Annotated in this window: 16 protein-coding genes and 1 riboswitch; of the genes, 7 read left to right on the top strand and 9 right to left on the bottom strand. The window is 73.2% G+C overall.

What is annotated here, in order from left to right; translation table 11 throughout:
- Positions 1-129 precede the first annotated feature (129 nt).
- Both DEI95_RS03545 and DEI95_RS03540 read left to right on the top strand, forming a co-directional pair.
- Positions 130-2,601, top strand: a complete 2,472-nt coding sequence (locus tag DEI95_RS03545) for a GH92 family glycosyl hydrolase (protein WP_220036616.1) — start codon at positions 130-132, stop codon at positions 2,599-2,601.
- Positions 2,598-3,467: an alpha/beta hydrolase gene (locus tag DEI95_RS03540; protein WP_181436186.1), complete on the top strand. Its 870-nt coding sequence runs from the start codon at positions 2,598-2,600 to the stop codon at positions 3,465-3,467. The genes DEI95_RS03545 and DEI95_RS03540 overlap by 4 nt, the downstream gene beginning before the upstream one ends.
- A gap of 28 nt (positions 3,468-3,495) precedes the next feature.
- On the opposite strand, the gene DEI95_RS03535 is transcribed toward DEI95_RS03540, so the two are convergent.
- The 5 genes from DEI95_RS03535 to DEI95_RS03515 all read right to left on the bottom strand — a co-directional run bounded on the left by DEI95_RS03535 (position 3,496) and on the right by DEI95_RS03515 (position 7,317).
- Positions 3,496-4,158, bottom strand: a complete 663-nt coding sequence (locus DEI95_RS03535; protein WP_111059408.1) for a peroxiredoxin-like family protein — start codon at positions 4,156-4,158, stop codon at positions 3,496-3,498.
- A gap of 123 nt (positions 4,159-4,281) precedes the next feature.
- Positions 4,282-5,400, bottom strand: coding sequence for an N-acetylglucosamine-6-phosphate deacetylase (nagA, locus tag DEI95_RS03530; protein ID WP_111059583.1), 1,119 nt, complete (start codon positions 5,398-5,400; stop codon positions 4,282-4,284).
- A gap of 41 nt (positions 5,401-5,441) precedes the next feature.
- A complete protein-coding gene (locus DEI95_RS03525; RefSeq protein ID WP_111059407.1) occupies positions 5,442-5,849 on the bottom strand; it encodes a YrdB family protein in 408 nt (135 codons plus the stop codon).
- An 8-nt stretch (positions 5,850-5,857) separates the two neighbouring features.
- A complete protein-coding gene (purU, locus tag DEI95_RS03520; protein ID WP_110891102.1) occupies positions 5,858-6,727 on the bottom strand; it encodes a formyltetrahydrofolate deformylase in 870 nt (289 codons plus the stop codon).
- A 128-nt stretch (positions 6,728-6,855) separates the two neighbouring features.
- Positions 6,856-7,317 (bottom strand): MarR family winged helix-turn-helix transcriptional regulator, encoded by a 462-nt coding sequence (locus DEI95_RS03515; protein ID WP_181436185.1) that lies wholly within the window; start codon positions 7,315-7,317, stop codon positions 6,856-6,858.
- Positions 7,318-7,394: 77 nt separating this feature from the next.
- On the opposite strand from DEI95_RS03515, the gene DEI95_RS03510 reads away from it, so the two are divergent.
- The gene (locus tag DEI95_RS03510) at positions 7,395-8,270 is read left to right on the top strand and encodes an NmrA family NAD(P)-binding protein (RefSeq protein ID WP_111059405.1); all 876 of its coding nucleotides are present in this window, start codon (positions 7,395-7,397) and stop codon (positions 8,268-8,270) included.
- 117 nt (positions 8,271-8,387) lie between these two features.
- Here the strand turns inward: DEI95_RS03510 and DEI95_RS03505 are convergent, their stop codons facing one another.
- Together DEI95_RS03505 and clpS are read right to left on the bottom strand one after the other, a co-directional pair.
- Positions 8,388-8,864: a DUF2017 domain-containing protein gene (locus DEI95_RS03505; RefSeq protein WP_111059404.1), complete on the bottom strand. Its 477-nt coding sequence runs from the start codon at positions 8,862-8,864 to the stop codon at positions 8,388-8,390.
- A complete protein-coding gene (gene clpS / locus DEI95_RS03500; protein ID WP_110824150.1) occupies positions 8,861-9,148 on the bottom strand; it encodes an ATP-dependent Clp protease adapter ClpS in 288 nt (95 codons plus the stop codon). The genes DEI95_RS03505 and clpS overlap by 4 nt, the downstream gene beginning before the upstream one ends.
- A 38-nt stretch (positions 9,149-9,186) precedes the next feature.
- A riboswitch (ZMP/ZTP riboswitch) is annotated at positions 9,187-9,272 on the top strand.
- Between the two features lie 54 nt (positions 9,273-9,326).
- Between clpS and glyA the strand changes: the two genes are divergently transcribed.
- Together glyA and DEI95_RS03490 are read left to right on the top strand one after the other, a co-directional pair.
- Positions 9,327-10,631, top strand: a complete 1,305-nt coding sequence (gene glyA, locus DEI95_RS03495) for a serine hydroxymethyltransferase (RefSeq protein ID WP_309146517.1) — start codon at positions 9,327-9,329, stop codon at positions 10,629-10,631.
- Complete coding sequence (locus DEI95_RS03490) at positions 10,628-11,551, top strand: tetrahydrofolate dehydrogenase/cyclohydrolase catalytic domain-containing protein (RefSeq protein WP_111059403.1); 924 nt, start codon at positions 10,628-10,630, stop codon at positions 11,549-11,551. The genes glyA and DEI95_RS03490 overlap by 4 nt, the downstream gene beginning before the upstream one ends.
- A gap of 438 nt (positions 11,552-11,989) precedes the next feature.
- On the opposite strand, the gene galK is transcribed toward DEI95_RS03490, so the two are convergent.
- Positions 11,990-13,129, bottom strand: a complete 1,140-nt coding sequence (galK, locus tag DEI95_RS03485; protein ID WP_111059402.1) for a galactokinase — start codon at positions 13,127-13,129, stop codon at positions 11,990-11,992.
- Positions 13,126-14,223 (bottom strand): galactose-1-phosphate uridylyltransferase, encoded by a 1,098-nt coding sequence (galT, locus tag DEI95_RS03480; protein ID WP_181436184.1) that lies wholly within the window; start codon positions 14,221-14,223, stop codon positions 13,126-13,128. The genes galK and galT overlap by 4 nt, the downstream gene beginning before the upstream one ends.
- A gap of 63 nt (positions 14,224-14,286) precedes the next feature.
- Here galT and DEI95_RS03475 point away from each other — a divergent pair, with 63 nt between their 5' ends.
- Positions 14,287-15,132, top strand: a complete 846-nt coding sequence (locus tag DEI95_RS03475) for a DeoR/GlpR family DNA-binding transcription regulator (RefSeq protein WP_110891098.1) — start codon at positions 14,287-14,289, stop codon at positions 15,130-15,132.
- Positions 15,129-16,064 carry an aldose 1-epimerase family protein gene (locus tag DEI95_RS03470; RefSeq protein ID WP_110911833.1) on the top strand — a complete coding sequence of 312 codons (936 nt, stop codon included), beginning with the start codon at positions 15,129-15,131 and terminating at the stop codon, positions 16,062-16,064. Before DEI95_RS03475 ends, DEI95_RS03470 begins: the two co-directional genes overlap by 4 nt.
- Positions 16,065-16,152 lie beyond the last annotated feature (88 nt).

The following is a 16,152-nucleotide window of genomic DNA, read 5'->3' as shown; positions in this document are numbered from 1 at the left end:
ACCTGGATCCGGCGACCAGGGTGACCGGTCCCGGGCTCGGACGGCTCGAGGCGACCACCACGTGAACAGCCGCCGACCTCCCGGTGACGGTGGTGGCGTCCCCCGTCCGAGGGGGCTAGCGTCACGACCGTGACCCGTTCCCGCGCGCACCGTCGCCCGCTCCTCCGTCCGGTCCCGCTCGCCGCGGTTGCCACGATCGCCGCACTGCTCGGCACCGGGGCGGTGGTCGCCCCGGCCGCAGCCAGCCCGGGGACCGCAGCGTCCGGGGCGGGCGTGACCACGGCCTCCCGGCACGGAGCCGACCCCGCGGCGTCGGTCGACCCGTTCATCGGGACCGACCACGACGGCAACACCTGGCCCGGAGCCACCGCACCGTTCGGCATGCTCCAGTGGAGCCCGACGGGCACGAAGGGCGACCAGACCTCCACCCCGGTCGCGAACGGCTACTCGTACGACGTCAACCGGCTGCGCGGGTTCAGCCTCACGCACCTCAACGGCGCCGGCTGCGCTCCGGGTGCCGCGGGCGACGTGCCGATCATGCCGGTCACGACGCCCGTCACGACCTCGCCCTCCGCGGACTCGACCGATGCCGTCTACGCCGCCGGGTACTCGCACGACCAGGAGCACGCCAGCCCCGGCCGCTACGGCGTCACGCTCGACAACGGCGTCAGCACCGACCTCGCCGTGACCACCCGCGCCGGCATCGGCGAGTTCACGTTCCCGGCCGGGCAGGACGCCAACCTGCTCTTCCGCACGTCGAACTCGATCAACGGCAGCGAGGCCGCCGACACCCGTGTCGACGCCCGCACCCGCACGGTCAGCGGCAGCGTCCTGACCGGCGGCTTCTGCAGCCGCCGCGCGAACGGCGGCGGCGCGACGAACCCCGACCGGCGCAGCTACTACCGCCTGTTCTTCACGGCCACCTTCGACAAGCCGTTCACGAGCACCGGCACCTGGAAGGACGGTGCCGTCCAGCCGGGAGGCACGCGCGCCTCCGGCGGGGAGGGGTACCTCACCGGCGCCGACCGGGCCGGACGCGGCTCCGGCGCGTGGGTCGGGTTCGACGCGCGCCGGGGTGCCACCGTGCACGCGAAGATCGGCATCTCGTACGTCAGCGCCGCCGGCGCCGTCGCGAACCGTGACGCCGAGGTGCGGAAGCACGCCACCGTCGCCAGCGTGGCGGCCGACACCCGCGCCTCCTGGAACCGCGAACTCTCGCGCATCCGGGTCGGCGGCGGCACCGCGGACCGCACCACGCAGCTCTACACGGCCGTGTACCACGCACTCATGCAGCCGAACACGCTGAACGACCGCGACGGACGGTACCTCGGGCCGGACATGCGGGTGCACCGGATCGACCGCGGACACCGCGCCGTCTACGGCACGTACTCCGGATGGGACCAGTACCGGGCGCAGATCCAGCTGCTCGCGCTGCTGCGGCCGGACGTCGCCGGCGACATGGCGCAGTCGATGCTGCGGTTCGCCGAGCAGAACGGCGGCGTGTGGGACCGGTGGCTGCACCTCGGCGCACCGACCCACGTGATGACCGGCGACCCCTCGGCCGCGACCCTCGCCACCTGGTACGCCATGGGCGTCCGCAACTTCGACGTCCGTGCGGCCTACGCCTCGCTCCGCAAGCAGGCGACCGTCGAGAACGCCGACGCCGAGAGCGACATCGGGTGCCCGGGCCAGTGCCTGGCGCAACGGCCCGCGCTCGACGAGTACCTGCAGCGGCACTACGCCGCGAACGACGACTGCTCGTGCTGGGGCGGCGCGGCCGAGACGCTCGAGGACTCCATCTCCGACAGCGCCCTCGGGTACTGGGCGTCGTCGCTCGGGCTGCGCTCCGACGCCCGGATGTTCGCCGCCCGGGGCGAGTACTGGGAGAACACGTTCAACGCGGCCGTCGGGTACCAGGCCGCGCGCCAGGCCGACGGGTCGTGGACGCCCGGGTGGTCGCCGTCGACCGGCACCGGTTTCGCGCAGGGGACGAGCGCGCAGTACACGTGGCTCGTGCCGCAGGACGTCAGCGGGCTGTCGTCCGCCCTCGGTGGGGACGCCGCCGCGGTCGCCCGGCTCGACGCGTTCTTCCACGACGCCTCGGGCAACTGGGCCGTGACCGGTGGCGACGCGACGCGGTTCGACCCGACCAACGAGCCCGACATCCACACGCCGTGGATGTACAACGCACTCGGGCAGCCCTGGAAGACGCAGGAGACCGTGCGCCGCGTCGTCGACGACGCCTACCGCACCGGGCCGAGCGGCCTGCCGGGCAACGACGACCTCGGCACGATGAGCGCCTGGTACGTCTTCGCCTCCATCGCTCTGTTCCCGCAGACGCCCGGCCGGGCCGAGATGCTCATCGGGAGCCCGACGTTCAGCACCGTCGACATCCGGCGGTCGAGCGGGCAGCGGATCGTGATCCGGTCCTCGGGGACGGAGCAGTACGTGCAGGGCGCGCGGCTCGACGGGAAGACCCTCACGAAGTCGTGGGTGCCGGCATCGTTCGTCAACCGGGGCGGCACGCTGTCGCTCCGTGTCGGTGACACCGCCGACACGACGTGGGCGACCGCGGAGCGCGACCGGCCGCGCGACCGGTGAGGCGGCGCCAGCTGACGCACGCCGGGGGGCCTGCGGCCAGCGGCACCACCGGGCAGTCCGACCACGCCGTCCCGATCCGGTGGTACGAGGCGTCCCCCGCCCGGACCGCGGACACCCCGACGCTCCTCTGGCTCCACGGCGGCGGGTTCTTCCGGGGTGGGCTCGACCAGCCCGAGGCGCACGCGGTCGCGCAGGAACTGGCCCGGCTCGGCGTCCCGTTGGCCACGGTGGACCACCGCCTGGCGCCGGTCCCCGGCCTGGCATGGGTCCGGCAGCGGGCGGGGCGTCCCCGGGTGCGGTTCCCGCTGCCCCTCGACGACGTGCTGCAGGCGTACCGGACGATCGCCGCCCGGTCCCCGGACGGCGCGGTCCTCGGCGGCGCGAGTGCCGGAGCGTGCCTGGCGGCCGCCGCGACGCTCCGCGCACTCGACGACGGGTCCTCCCCGCCGGCCGGAGCGGTGTTCGCCTACGGGTTCTTCCACCCGGTCCACCCCCGACACCACGACGCGCGGCGGCGCTCGCGTCGGCACCGGCGGATCACCCACGCGCCGTGGGCGTTGGACGTGATGAACCGCAACTACGTCGGTCGGGGCGGTGGGCTGTCGGACCGCTTCGCCTTCCCCGGCGGCCACGACGTCGGGGGGTTCCCGCGGGCGCTGTTCATCAACGCCGAGCACGACAACATGGCGGCCTCGGGAGACCTCTTCGGGGCGGAGCTCGGTGCCGCCGGTGTCGACGTGGCACACCACGTCCTGCCGGGTACCCGCCATGCCTTCCTGAACCGTCCGGCGCTGACGGAGTTCTCGACGGCCACGGCGATGATCGCGTCATGGATCCGCGACACCGCTGTGCCGGTCGACCGCTGAGGACGGCCGGACCAGCTCCGGCGAGCCGCTACCCGGCGACGCGGTCGACGGCGTCGAGGACCTCCGCCACCTCGGTGCGCGTCGTGTAGTCGACGTGCACGTCGGCGAACCGGACGACCCGGTCGCCGTCGACGACGAACACCGACGGGAACGGGATCTGCGCCGTGTGGTCGACGTTGCTGTCGGCGACGTCGAAGCCGAGCTGCGTGTGCGCCTCCCGCGCGGGCCCGTCCGGCTCGGTGACGATGCCGAGCTGCGCGGCCAGGGCATTCGCCGGGTCCGACAGGACGGGGAACGCCAGCTCGCCGTTCGCGATCGCCTGCTCCGAGCCCTCGGGCGTCTGCGGTGAGATCGCGACGAGCCGGACCCCGCGGGCGGTGAGTTCCGGCAGCAGGTCCTGCTGGTACGTGCGGAGCGTCAGGTTGCAGTACGGGCACCAGGCGCCGCGGTAGAACACCACGACGGCGGGGGAGCCGTCGAGCTCGGCGGCCAGTGACGTGTCGGTGCCGGTCGCCGTCAGCAGCGCGGCGTCGGGGACGGTGTCGCCCACGCCGGCGGCGGTGCTCGGCACACCCGCTGCACGGAGAGCCGCCTGCTCCCGGTCGAACACCGCGCTCAGGTCGGGGCCGATCTGGGCGGTGAAGCCCTCGTTGAACGTGTCGACCTGTTCGGCGATGGACTGCTCGGGCATCGGTGCTCCTCCGGGTGGCGGCGGTGGGTCCGCCGGTGCAGGGAGCCTATGCAGCCGGGTCGAGGCCGGCGCCGCATGCCGTCACGGAGTGTCACAGACGTCCGCGGACCGGAGCGCCGATCGTCAGCGCAGTTCACGCCCGCCGCCCCACACCCGCCGCACCTCGAGCGTCGGCGACAGCGCGACGAGGTCCGCCGCGTACCCCGGCGCGAGTCGGCCGAGCCGGTCCCCGAACCCGACCGCCGCGGCCGGGGTGCTCGTGAGCGCCGCCACGGCCTCGGGCAGCGTCCGCCCGGCGAGGGTCACGGCGTTCCGGAGTGCGACGTCCTGCGTCAGGGTCGACCCCGCGATGGTGTCCGTCCCGGCGACGCGGGCGACCCCGTCCGTCACGGTCACGTCGAGCGACCCGAGGCGGTAGTCGCCGTCGGCCGCTCCCGCCGCACCCATCGCGTCGGTGATGAGCGCGACCCGACCCGGGGCGGCGCGGAACAGCGTCGCGGCGACGAGGGGGTGCACGTGGACCGCGTCCAGGATGAGCTCGAGCGTGACCCGGTCGTCCGACACCGCCGCCCCGATCGGTCCCGGCGCGCGGTGGTGCAGCCCGGGCATCGCGTTGAAGGCGTGCGTCAGGACGGTTGCGCCGGCGTCGAAGGCGGCACGCGCCTGGTCGAGCGTCCCCACGGTGTGTCCGACCGCGACCGTGACGCCCGCGGCGACGAACCGGCGCACGGCGTCGATCGCTCCCGGCAGCTCGGGCGCGATGGTGATCTGCCGGAGGACGCCCTCGCCGGCCTCGAGCAGGGTGTCGACGTCCGCCGGGGTCGGCATGAGGAGGTGGTCCTCGTTGTGGGCGCCCTTGTTGTGCGGGGAGAGGAACGGCCCCTCCAGGTGGACGCCGAGCACGAGCGGATCCGTCGCCATCACGGTACGCACCTGCGCCAGCGACGCGACCAACGCGGGCACGGGGTTCGCGACGAGCGACAGGACCGACCGGGTGGTGCCGTGCGCGCGGTGCACCGCCAGGGCCCGGGTGAAGGACTCGTCCTCGTACGCCTCGGTCGCGCCGCCGTGCCCGTGCAGGTCCGTGAAGCCGGGCGTCAGGACCGCGTCGTCGAGGTCGACGACCTCCTCCGCCGCGGGTGCGGTTCCGGACCCGACCTGGAGGATCGTGTCGCCGCCGACGAGCACCCATCCGTCCTCGACGGACCCGGCCGCGTCGACCAGGCGTGCGGCGCGCACCAGCGTCCTCCGGGCCTCCCCACCGGCCCCGCGGCCCGCGTCGGTCACGCGGTCTCCCGCCGGAACGCGACCACGCCGCTGACCGCAGCGACGACGACGAACACGAGCCCGACGACGGGGTGGCCGAGCGAGATCCAGGTGGCACCGGCGGCGACGACGAGGGCGGTCTCGACGACGGTCTTCCCGACCACGTCGGTCTCGATCGGGGAGCGCGGTGACCGGAAGAAGTACCAGACGACGGCCGCGAAGAGCGGGGCGCCGACGATGAAGAACACCGCCGGGAACGGGTACGGCCACGACAGGTAGCCCCAGTACGCCAGGGACAGCAGGCCGAAGGCGCACACCAGGAACCGGAGGACGGTCCAGACGTCCACCGGGGGACGCGGCGTGGGGGCCGAGGCGGGCACGGGGTCGTCGCCAGGGTCGACCGGACTGCGGGGAGCGTCGCGCATCGGCGGACCTACTTGAAGATGATCGTGCGGGCGCCGTCGAGGAGCACGCGGTCCTCGGCGATCCAGCGGACGGCCTGGGTCAGGGTGCGGGACTCCTCGTCCTGACCGATGGACACCAGCTCGGCGGGCTCCTTGGTGTGGTCGACCCGCACGACGTTCTGCTCGATGATCGGGCCCTCGTCGAGGTCGCTCGTGACGAAGTGCGCCGTCGCACCGATGAGCTTCACCCCGCGGGCGTGCGCCTGCCGGTACGGGTTCGCGCCCTTGAAGCCGGGCAGGAACGAGTGGTGGATGTTCACCGCACGACCGGCGAGGGCCGCGCAGAGCTCGGGGGAGAGGATCTGCATGTACCGGGCGAGGACGACGAGCTCGATGTCGTGCTCCTCGACCGCCTCGAGGATCCGGCGCTCCATCGCGGCCTTCGACCCGGCGTCGGACACCGGTCGGTGCTCGAACGGCACCGAGTAGAACGACGCGAGCTCGGCGAGGTCGGTGTGGTTCGACAGCACGAGCGGCACGTCGATCGGCAGCTGCCCGCCGCGCTGCCGGTACAGCAGGTCGTTGAGGCAGTGGCCGGCCTTCGACACGAGGACGAGCGTGCGCATCGGCCGGCCGACGACGTCGAGCTGCACGCGCATGCCGTAGCGCTCGACGACGGGGGCGAGGGCCTCCTGGAACGTCTGGCGGTCCACCGGTGCCATCACCTGCAGGCGCATGAAGAAGGTGTCCGTGTCCGCGCTGGAGAACTGCTGGGACTCGGTGATGTTGCCCTCGGCGGCGACGACCGCTCCGGAGACGGCGTGCACGATGCCGGGCTGGTCGTCGCAGACCAGCGTCAGGGTCCAGTGCGTGGGGGTCTCGGGCGTCGGGGTCGTCACCGGATCAGGCTACCGGGGGCGTGCGCGCGTCCGCGCGAGGCCGGACGGGAGGCCCGGTGCGGATCCGGCGGGTCGCCTCGGCTCTGACGGGCGCCGCGGCCGGTGCGCGGTGCGCTCCGGTCGCGCGGTCAGGGGAAGGTGTCCGCCGGCCCCGCGGTGTCGCCGAGCAGGGGCCGGAGGGTCGCGACGAGGGCGTTGCTCTGCGCCGGGTCGTCGCCGAACCACCGGTTGCTCGCGTGGACGAGCGGGTACGCGCGGCCGAGCAGGTCGCGCCCGGCACCGGTGAGGTGGATCCGCGACTGGCGGCCGCGCCCGCGTTCCGTCCCGCGGTCGAGGAGCCCGCGGTCGTGCAGCCCGGTCACGAGGGGCGTCATGCTCTGTGGCCGGACGCCGACCGCGCGCGCGAGTTCCGCCTGGCTCAGACCGTCCGCCGCGGCGAGCTGCACGAGGACCCCGAACTCCACCGGGGTGAGGTCGAGGGGCTCCAGCTCCGTCGCCAGTCGTCGGGCGAGTGCGCGTGCCGCCCGGATGACGGTCCACGCGGCGATGGCATCGACGTCGTCTCGCGTCGCTGAGAACTCCCGGGGCACGGACCGATCGTACGGCGTAGCGTGCGGTATCAGGTAGCTGATACTCGTCCGGGCTGCCCCCACACAGAGGAGGAACCATGAGCGACACCATCGCCGTGACCGGTGCGACCGGCGACGTCGGCGGCAAGACCGTCGGGATGCTGCACCCGGCGGGAGCGGACGTCCGCGCCGTCGTCCGCCGCGCTGACCAGGTCCGGGCCTTCCGTGACCGCGGCATCGACGCGCGCCTCGCGGACATGGACGACGGCGAGACCATGACCGCGGCGCTCGACGGCGTCGACCAGCTGTTCCTCGTCACCGCCGCCACCGAGCGCCAGGCGGAACACGGCATCACCGCGGTGCACGCCGCCCGTGCCGCCGGGGTCCGCGCGATCGTGCAGCTGTCCGGCGGCGACGCAGCCGAGCACTCGCCGATGCCGTGGGCGAGCGCCATCTGGCGGATCGACCGCGCGGTCCGGGCCAGCGGCCTCGAGCGGACGATCCTGCACCCGTCCGGCTTCATGACGAACCTGGTGTCCTCGGGGCCGGCGATCCGGCGCGGGGTCTTCCCGCAGACCATGGGACGCGGGGGCATCGGCTGGATCGACACCGTCGACATCGCCCGCGTCGCGACCACGGTCCTCACCGCCGGGGTCCACCGGGGCGAGGAACCGGTGCTGACCGGACCGGAACTGCTCGACGGACGCGGGGTGGCACAGGAGCTCACCGCCGGCCTCGGGCGTCCGGTGCGCTACCTGCACCTGCCGAGCCGGGCGTTCGGCGGCGTGCTGCGGCTGACCGGGATGCCCGCGTGGCAGGCCGAGGGGCTCCGGCAGCAGTTCGGTCGTGTCGCCCGAAGGGGTCTCGACGGGGTCGACGCCGTCACAGACGAGGTCGAGCGCATGACCGGGACGCCGGCGACCCCGCTGTCCGCGTGGGCGCGGGCACACCGGGCGGAGCTGCTCGGGCGCTGAGCCGGCCCGATCCGACCGAGCTCTGTCCGACCTGCCCGCTCCGCCCGGGCGGCGCTCCGGACCGGTGTGCCGCCGGACGGGAGGCACCTGGCGGCGGTGGAACGGGCCTCCTGGCCGTCAGCGGGAGGAGATCGTGACGACCAGGTGCTCCTGCACGTACCCGAGCCAGTCGTAGACGTCCCGCAGGCCGATGCTGCCGTCGTCCCCGTCCAGGCCGTTGTCCGCGGTGTCCCGGTCCACGATGCCCAGGCGGTCCGCGATGGTGAGCCGCAGGTCGGTCAGCGACCGGAGCCAGGCCTGCTCGTCGGCGCGGGTGAGCGCTCCGTCCCGGGTGCCCGTCAGCCACTCGTGCACGACGGCCGCGTTGGCGGACTTGGCGGTGCGCAGGTCGTCCTGCGTGTACCGGCGGAACTCGGCGCTGGCCTCGTCGTCCCCCGGGTAGGCGTCCGGGAACATCCGCGTCGCCACCGGGTCCGTCGCCAGGTCGTGGTCGAAGACCTGGCGCAACTGCTCCACGAGGGACGTCAACACGGCGCGCTCGCCGGCGGCCAGTCCGAGGTGCACGCCGTCGGCGCGACGGACGAAGGGGATCACGCGGCGGGGGCCCGGTCGACGGTCGCCTGCAGGCCGTACCCGTGCATGGCCTCCACGTGTCGCTCCATCTCCTCGCGGTGCCCCGTCGCGACGACCGCCCGACCGTCGGAGTCGACCTGGTGCATGAGGCGCTCGGCCTTCGCCCGCGGGAACCCGAAGTACGACTCGAAGACGTAGGTGACGTACGACATCAGGTTCACCGGGTCGTCCCACACCACGGTCGTCCACGGGACGTCGGCCCGCACCGACGTGCGCTCGTCGAGGTCCGGACTCAGCATGGTCATGGGGACAAGGGTGACACGAACCTGCGGCCTCGGTACGATCGAACGGTCGCGACTGGCGTTGGATGGGTCACCATCGGGGAGCGACACCTGACACGGAGCGCAGCCGTACGCCTGGGCCGCGCCCACCCGTCCACCCCGTCGTACGCGTGTGCGCGGCGGCCAGACAACGAGGAGTCCCGTGTCCATCACCGATCTCACCCCCGCCGCCGCGTCCGCCGACGCAGCCCGGACCACCTTCAACGCCCCGCTCGCCGAGGTCGACCCGGAGATCGCGGCCGTCCTCCAGCAGGAACTCGGCCGTCAGCGCGACACCCTCGAGATGATCGCGTCCGAGAACTTCGTGTCCCGCGCCGTCCTCGAGTCGCAGGGCTCGGTGCTCACGAACAAGTACGCCGAGGGCTACCCGGGCAAGCGCTACTACGGCGGCTGCGAGTTCGTCGACATCGCCGAGCAGCTCGCCATCGACCGTGCGAAGGCCCTCTTCGGTGCCGCGTACGCGAACGTGCAGCCGCACTCCGGCGCCAGCGCGAACGCCGCGGTCCTGCACGCCATCGCCTCCGCCGGCGACACCATCCTGGGCCTCGAGCTCGCCCACGGCGGCCACCTGACCCACGGCATGAAGCTCAACTTCTCCGGCCGCATCTACAACGCCGTGTCCTACGGCGTCGACCCGGAGACGTTCGAGGTCGACTACGACGACATCCGCGCGAAGGCGATCGAGCACCAGCCGAAGGTCCTCATCGCCGGGTGGTCGGCGTACCCCCGTCAGCTCGACTTCGCGAAGTTCCGCGAGATCGCCGACGAGGTCGGCGCGACGCTCTGGGTGGACATGGCGCACTTCGCCGGTCTCGTCGCCGCGGGCCTGCACCCGTCGCCCCTCCCGCACGCCCACGTCGTCTCCTCGACCGTGCACAAGACGCTCGCCGGTCCCCGCTCGGGCATCATCCTGTCCAACGAGGAGTCGCTCTTCAAGAAGCTCAACTCGGCCGTGTTCCCGGGGCAGCAGGGCGGCCCGCTCATGCACGTGATCGCCGCCAAGGCCACCGCGTTCCTGCTCGCCGCGACACCGGAGTTCAAGGACCGCCAGGAGCGCACGCTGCGCGGTGCGAAGGCACTGGCCGACCGGCTGACGCAGGACGACGCCAAGGCCGCGGGCATCGACGTCCTCACCGGCGGCACCGACGTGCACCTGGTGCTCGTCGACCTGCGCGAGTCCGAGGTCGACGGCAAGCAGGCAGAAGACCTGCTGCACGAGGTCGGCATCACCGTGAACCGCAACTCGGTGCCGTTCGACCCGCGTCCGCCGATGGTCACCTCGGGTGTCCGCATCGGCACCTCGGCGCTCGCGACCCGCGGGTTCGGCGACGCCGAGTTCACCGAGGTGGCGGACATCATCGCGCTGACCCTCATGCCGAACCCGGACATCGAAGCGCTCTCGGCCCGGGTGGAGGCCCTGACCGACGCGTTCCCGCTCTACGCGTGAGCGCCGCGCTCCCTCGTGAGCGTTGGGCGGGGGAGGGCAGTGCCGTCCGCATCGACGGCACCGCCCTCGCCGCGCGCACGCTCGACGACCTGAAGGTCCGCATCGACCGCCTGCACGACCACGGCTTCCGTCCCGGGCTCGGCACGATCATGGTCGGCCAGAACCCGGGCTCGGTGTCGTACGTCGCCGGCAAGCACAAGGACTCGGCGCAGATCGGGCTCGACTCGGTCCGCATCGACCTGCCCTCGTCCGCGAGTGCGGCCGACATCCGGGCTGCGATCCTGCAGATGAACGACGACCCGCGGGTCACCGCGTTCATCGTGCAGCTCCCGCTGCCGCAGGGCATCGACCCGATCCCGATGCTCGAGCTGATGAACCCGGCGAAGGACGCCGACGGCCTGCACCCGACGAACCTCGGTGAGCTCGTGCTCGCCGTGCCCGGTGGTGCCGGCACGATCGACGCCCCGCTGCCGTGCACCCCGCGCGGCATCGTCGCGATGCTCGATGCGTACGGTGTCCCGATCCGGGGCGAGCACGTCACGATCATCGGGCAGGGGCTGACGGTCGGCCGTCCGCTCGGGCTGCTGCTCACCCGCCTCGAGGCGACCGCCACCCTCACGCACTCGCTCACCGAGGACGTCGCCGCCGAGTGCCGCCGCGCGGACATCATCGTCGCCGCGGCCGGGGTCGCCGGGCTCGTGCAGCCGGACTGGGTCAAGCCCGGTGCTGCGGTCATCGACGTCGGCATCAGTCGCATCGTCGACCCGGCGACCGGGAAGGCGAAGCTCCGCGGCGACGTCGATCCCGCGGTCGCGTCGGTCGCCGGTTTCCTGTCGCCGACGCCGGGCGGGGTCGGACCGATGACCCGCGCGATGCTCATGAAGAACGTCGTCGAGGCCGCGGAGCGCCACCTGAAGTAGGTGCGCGGACGCGGTAGGTCCGCCGTCGTCAGTCGGCGCAGATCGGCCCCGCACAACGAGAACCGGCTCGCGCCACGGACGTCCGTGGCGCGAGCCGGTTCTCGTTGTGCGGATGCAGGTGACGCCGCGGTCTGCAGGAGCGTGGCGGCCGGGAGGCCCGGTGCCGGCCCGGCGGGCACGGTCAGCCCGGTGCCGGCCTCGTCCGGCACCGCTGGCCGGGCCCGGCCCGGCGTGCCGGGCCCGACCGGTGCCGGCCGGTGCCGGCCCGGTTCGGCCCGGCTGGCCCGGCCCGGCCTGGCACGGCCCTTCGCGGTCAGCGACAGCCCGCGCGGCCGCCGGGCCGCGCACTGTCGCTCAGCGCGAAGCGTGCGCTGCGCGCCGCTCCGGGCGCGCGGCGCGCCGCGCGCCGCGCGCCGCGCGCGCAGCGCGGCCGCGCCGCTACGCGTCGCGCCGTGCGCCCTGCGCCGCGTGCACCGTGAACACGGTCGGCTCGCGGTACCCGGCGTCGGCGAAGGCGGCGGTGACGGCTGTAGCGATGCGCTCACGGCCCTCCCGGTCGACGAGCGCGATGGCCGAACCGCCGAAGCCGCCACCGGTCATCCGGGCACCGACGGCACCGTTCGCCATCGCGGTGTCGACGGCCAGATCGAGCTCGGGCACGGAGATCTCGAAGTCGTCGCGCATCGACTCGTGTGACGCGACCAACAGTGACCCGATCGCGCGGGGCCCGTCCGCGCGGAGCGTCTCCACGGTGTCGAGGACGCGCTGGTCCTCGGTGACGATGTGGCGGACACGGCGGAAGGTCTCGTCGTCCAGGAGCTCCTGCGCGCGCTGGAGGTCCTCGACGGACACGTCACGGAGCGCGGGGACACCGAGCACCTCGGCGCCGCGCTCGCACGAGTCCCGACGGGCCTTGTAGCCACCGGTCGCGTGGGCGTGCTCGACGCGGGTGTCGATGACGAGCACCTCGAGGCCGTTCGCCTCGAGCGCCAGGTCGACGACCTCGGTGTCGAGCGTGCGGCAGTCGAGGAACACGACGGCGTCCTGTTCGCCGAGGAGCGACGCCGACTGGTCCATGATCCCGGTGGGGGCACCGACGGCGTGGTTCTCGGAGTACTGCCCGACCTTCGCGAGGACCTTGCGGTCGAGGCCGAGCTCCCACAGGTCGGTGAACGCCAGCGCGACGCCGCACTCGATCGCGGCGCTCGACGACAGGCCGGCGCCCACGGGCACGTCCGAGTCGATGAACACGTCGAAGCCGGTCCTGTCGGACAGGTCGGCCCCGGCCTGCTCGCGGAGCGCCCAGGCGATGCCGAACACGTAGGCCGACCACCCCTGCATGCGCGACGGGTCGAGTTCGTCGAGCGAGAGCTCGTGCACCGCGTCCGGCTCGAACGCCGACGCGACCCGGATCAGCCGGTCCTCCCGCTGGGCGATCGACGCCACCGTGCGGCGGTCGATCGCGAAGGGCAGCACGTACCCGTCGTTGTAGTCGGTGTGCTCGCCGATGAGGTTGACGCGACCGGGAGCGGAGTACCGCACCGCCGGCTCGTACCCGTAGACCTGCTGGAACGTCATGCGCGTTCGATCCCTCCTCGGATGAACTCGGCCGCCTTCTCGGGCACGAGGTCCCCGATCCAGGCGCCCATGGCGGCCTCGCTGCCGGCCAGGAACTTGAGCTTGTCCGCCGCGCGACGCGGGGACGTGATCTGCAGCATGAGCCGCACGGTGTCGCGCGCGGTGTGCACCGGCGCCTGGTGCCACGCGGCGATGTACGGCGTGGGGGTGTCGTACAGCGCGTCGAGCCCGCGGGTGAGCCGCAGGTGCATGTGTGCGAGCTCGTCCTTCTCGGCCTCGGTCAGGCCGGCGAAGTCGGGCACGTGGCGGTGCGGCAGCATGTGGACCTCGATCGGCCAGCGTGCGGCGAACGGCACGAAGGCGGTGAAGTACTCGCCCTGCAGGACGACGCGCTCCGAGGCCCGCTCGTTCGCGAGGTGCTGCTCGAACAGGTCCGGGCCGAAGCGCTCGATCGACGCGAGCAGTCGTTGCGTGCGCGGCGTGACGTACGGGTACGCGTAGATCTGCCCGTGCGGATGGTGCAGCGTGACGCCAATGGCCTCGCCCCGGTTCTCGAACGGGAACACCTGCTGGATGCCGGGCATGGCGGAGAGGGCCGCGGTGCGGTCGGCCCAGGCCTCGACGACCGTCCGGGCCCGCGACTCGGAGATCGACGCGAACGAGCCGCTCGTCTCCGGGGAGAAGCACACGACCTCGCAGCGGCCGACGCTCCGGAGCTGACGGTTGAGCCCGACGTCGGACAGGGACTCGAGGGACTCCGGAGCGTCGTCCGCCTCGAGCAGCGGGCCGAACGACGGGGACCGGTTCTCGAACACCGCGACGTCGTACCGGCTCGGGATCTCGGACGGGTTCGCGGCGGTCTGTGGTGCGAGCGGGTCCTGGTCGGCCGGCGGCAGGAACACCCGGTTCTGCCGACTCGCCGCGATGGAGACCCACTCACCGGTCAGGACGTCCTGCCGCATCCGCGCGGTCTCCGGTCGGGGATCGAGGACGCGCTGGTCGATGCTCCGCTCGGCGGGGAGCGTCGAGTCCGCGTCGTCGAAGTAGAAGAGGTCGCGGCCGTCCGCGAGCGTCGTCGCACGTTTCGTGATCACCGCATCACTGTACTCCGGTACGAAGACTTGCGAAAGCAAGTGGAACCAGACGAAACTCGTCCCGTGACGACCGACGAGCCTCCCGTGCTGCCGGCACTGCTGCGCCAGGAGCGCATCGTCGCGATCCTCGACGGCGCCCGCGGCATGGTCCGGACTGCTGACCTGGCCGCTGCGGTCGGGACGAGCGAGGTGACGGTCCGGCAGGACCTCGCCACCCTCGACCGGGAGGCCCGGATCCGCCGGGTGCACGGCGGTGCGGTCCGCCTCGGGGCCGGCTCACGCGAGCGTCCGCTCGAGGTGACGGCCGTCGAGAACAGCACCGCGAAGGCCGCCATCGGCCGGGCCGCAGCGGACCTCGTGCGCTCCGGGCAGTGCATCGTCCTCGACGTCGGGACGACCCCGGCGGCCGTCGCCGAGGCGCTCGTCGCTCGCGAGGACCTCGTCGACCTGACCGTCGTGACGAACTCGCTCACCACCGCCCTCGCGCTCGAACGGGCGGTGCCGCGCTTCACCGTTGTCGTCACCGGTGGCACGCTCCGGCCCATGCAGCACTCGCTCGTCGCGCCCTTCAACGCCACCGTGCTGCCGATGCTGTCCGCCGACCTGGTGTTCCTCAGCGGGACCGGGCTGGACGTCGAGCACGGGCTGACGAACGTGAACCTGCCCGAGACCGAGGCGAAGCGGGTCCTCGCCGCGGCGGGCAGGCGTACCGTCGTGGTCGCGGACGGGTCGAAGTTCGGCCGGGCCGACATCGGCGTGGTCAGCACGCTGGAGGACGTCGACGTCGTCGTCACCGCGGGAGCCAGCGCGGACGCGGTCGACCCGATCCGGGCGGCCGGGGTCCACGTGGTGGTCGCGGACGGACCAGCGGGCACGACCCGCACATCGGAGAGGAAGCAGCACCCATGAGCACAGCGGCACCCACCGGCGGTCAGTACCACCTGCGGCACGCGGGACCCGACGGCGTCGTCGAGGCCGTCGTCACCGAGGTCGCCGCCGGCATCCGCGAGTTGCGGGTCGCCGGGTTCGACCTCACCGAGCCCTTCCCCGCGAGCGAGGCCCCGGCCGGGGCGAACGGCATCGTCCTCGTGCCGTGGCCGAACCGCGTGGCCGGTGGCGTGTGGCAGCTCGACGGGGCGGCGCAGCAGCTCGACATCTCGGAGCCGAAGTACGGCAACGCGTCGCACGGGCTGCTCCGCTTCGCGCCGTACCGCGTCGTCGAGCAGACCGAGTCGTCGATCGAGCAGCAGGCGACGATCCACCCGCAGCACGGCTGGCCGTTCACCCTCGAGACGCGTGTGCACCACGAGCTGGTGGAGGACGGCATCCGCATCACCCACACGATCACGAACCGCTCCGGTCGCCCGGCGCCGTTCGCGGTCGGGTCGCACCCGTACCTCCGGGCCGGCGACACCCCGGCGGAGGACCTGGTGATCCGCCTCGACGCCGCGACCGCCTTCACGGTCGACGAGCGGAAGATCCCGAACGGCACCCGCCCGGTCGAGGGGACGGACGTCGACCTGCGCCAGGGGCTCCGTGCCGGTGACGCGGACCTGGACACTGCGTACACGGACGTGCAGCCGGACGCGGACGGCATCCGTCGGACGTCACTGCACGGGCCCGAGGGCGACGGCGTCGAGCTGTGGCAGGACGCGTCGTTCCCCTACGTGCAGGTCTTCACGTCCCGCGAGTTCCCCCGCGGTGACGGGAAGGGGCTCGCCGTGGCGGTCGAGCCGATGACCGCACCCGCGGACGCGCTCAACTCGGGGGAGGGGCTGCGGTGGCTCGAGGCCGACGAGACGTGGACCGGCTCGTGGGGGATCCGACGCGTCTGGTCCTGACCGGGGTGACGCGGTCGGCCTGGCCGGCGGGGTGTGCCGGGCGGGCTGGATCGGCCGGGCGGGCTGGATCGGCCTGGCCGATCCAGCC

Source organism: Curtobacterium sp. MCBD17_008 (assembly GCF_003234475.1).
GTDB lineage: Bacteria > Actinomycetota > Actinomycetes > Actinomycetales > Microbacteriaceae > Curtobacterium.
The sequence above is the reverse complement of the archived record's forward strand: the minus strand, read 5'-3'. Positions and strand labels throughout refer to the sequence as shown.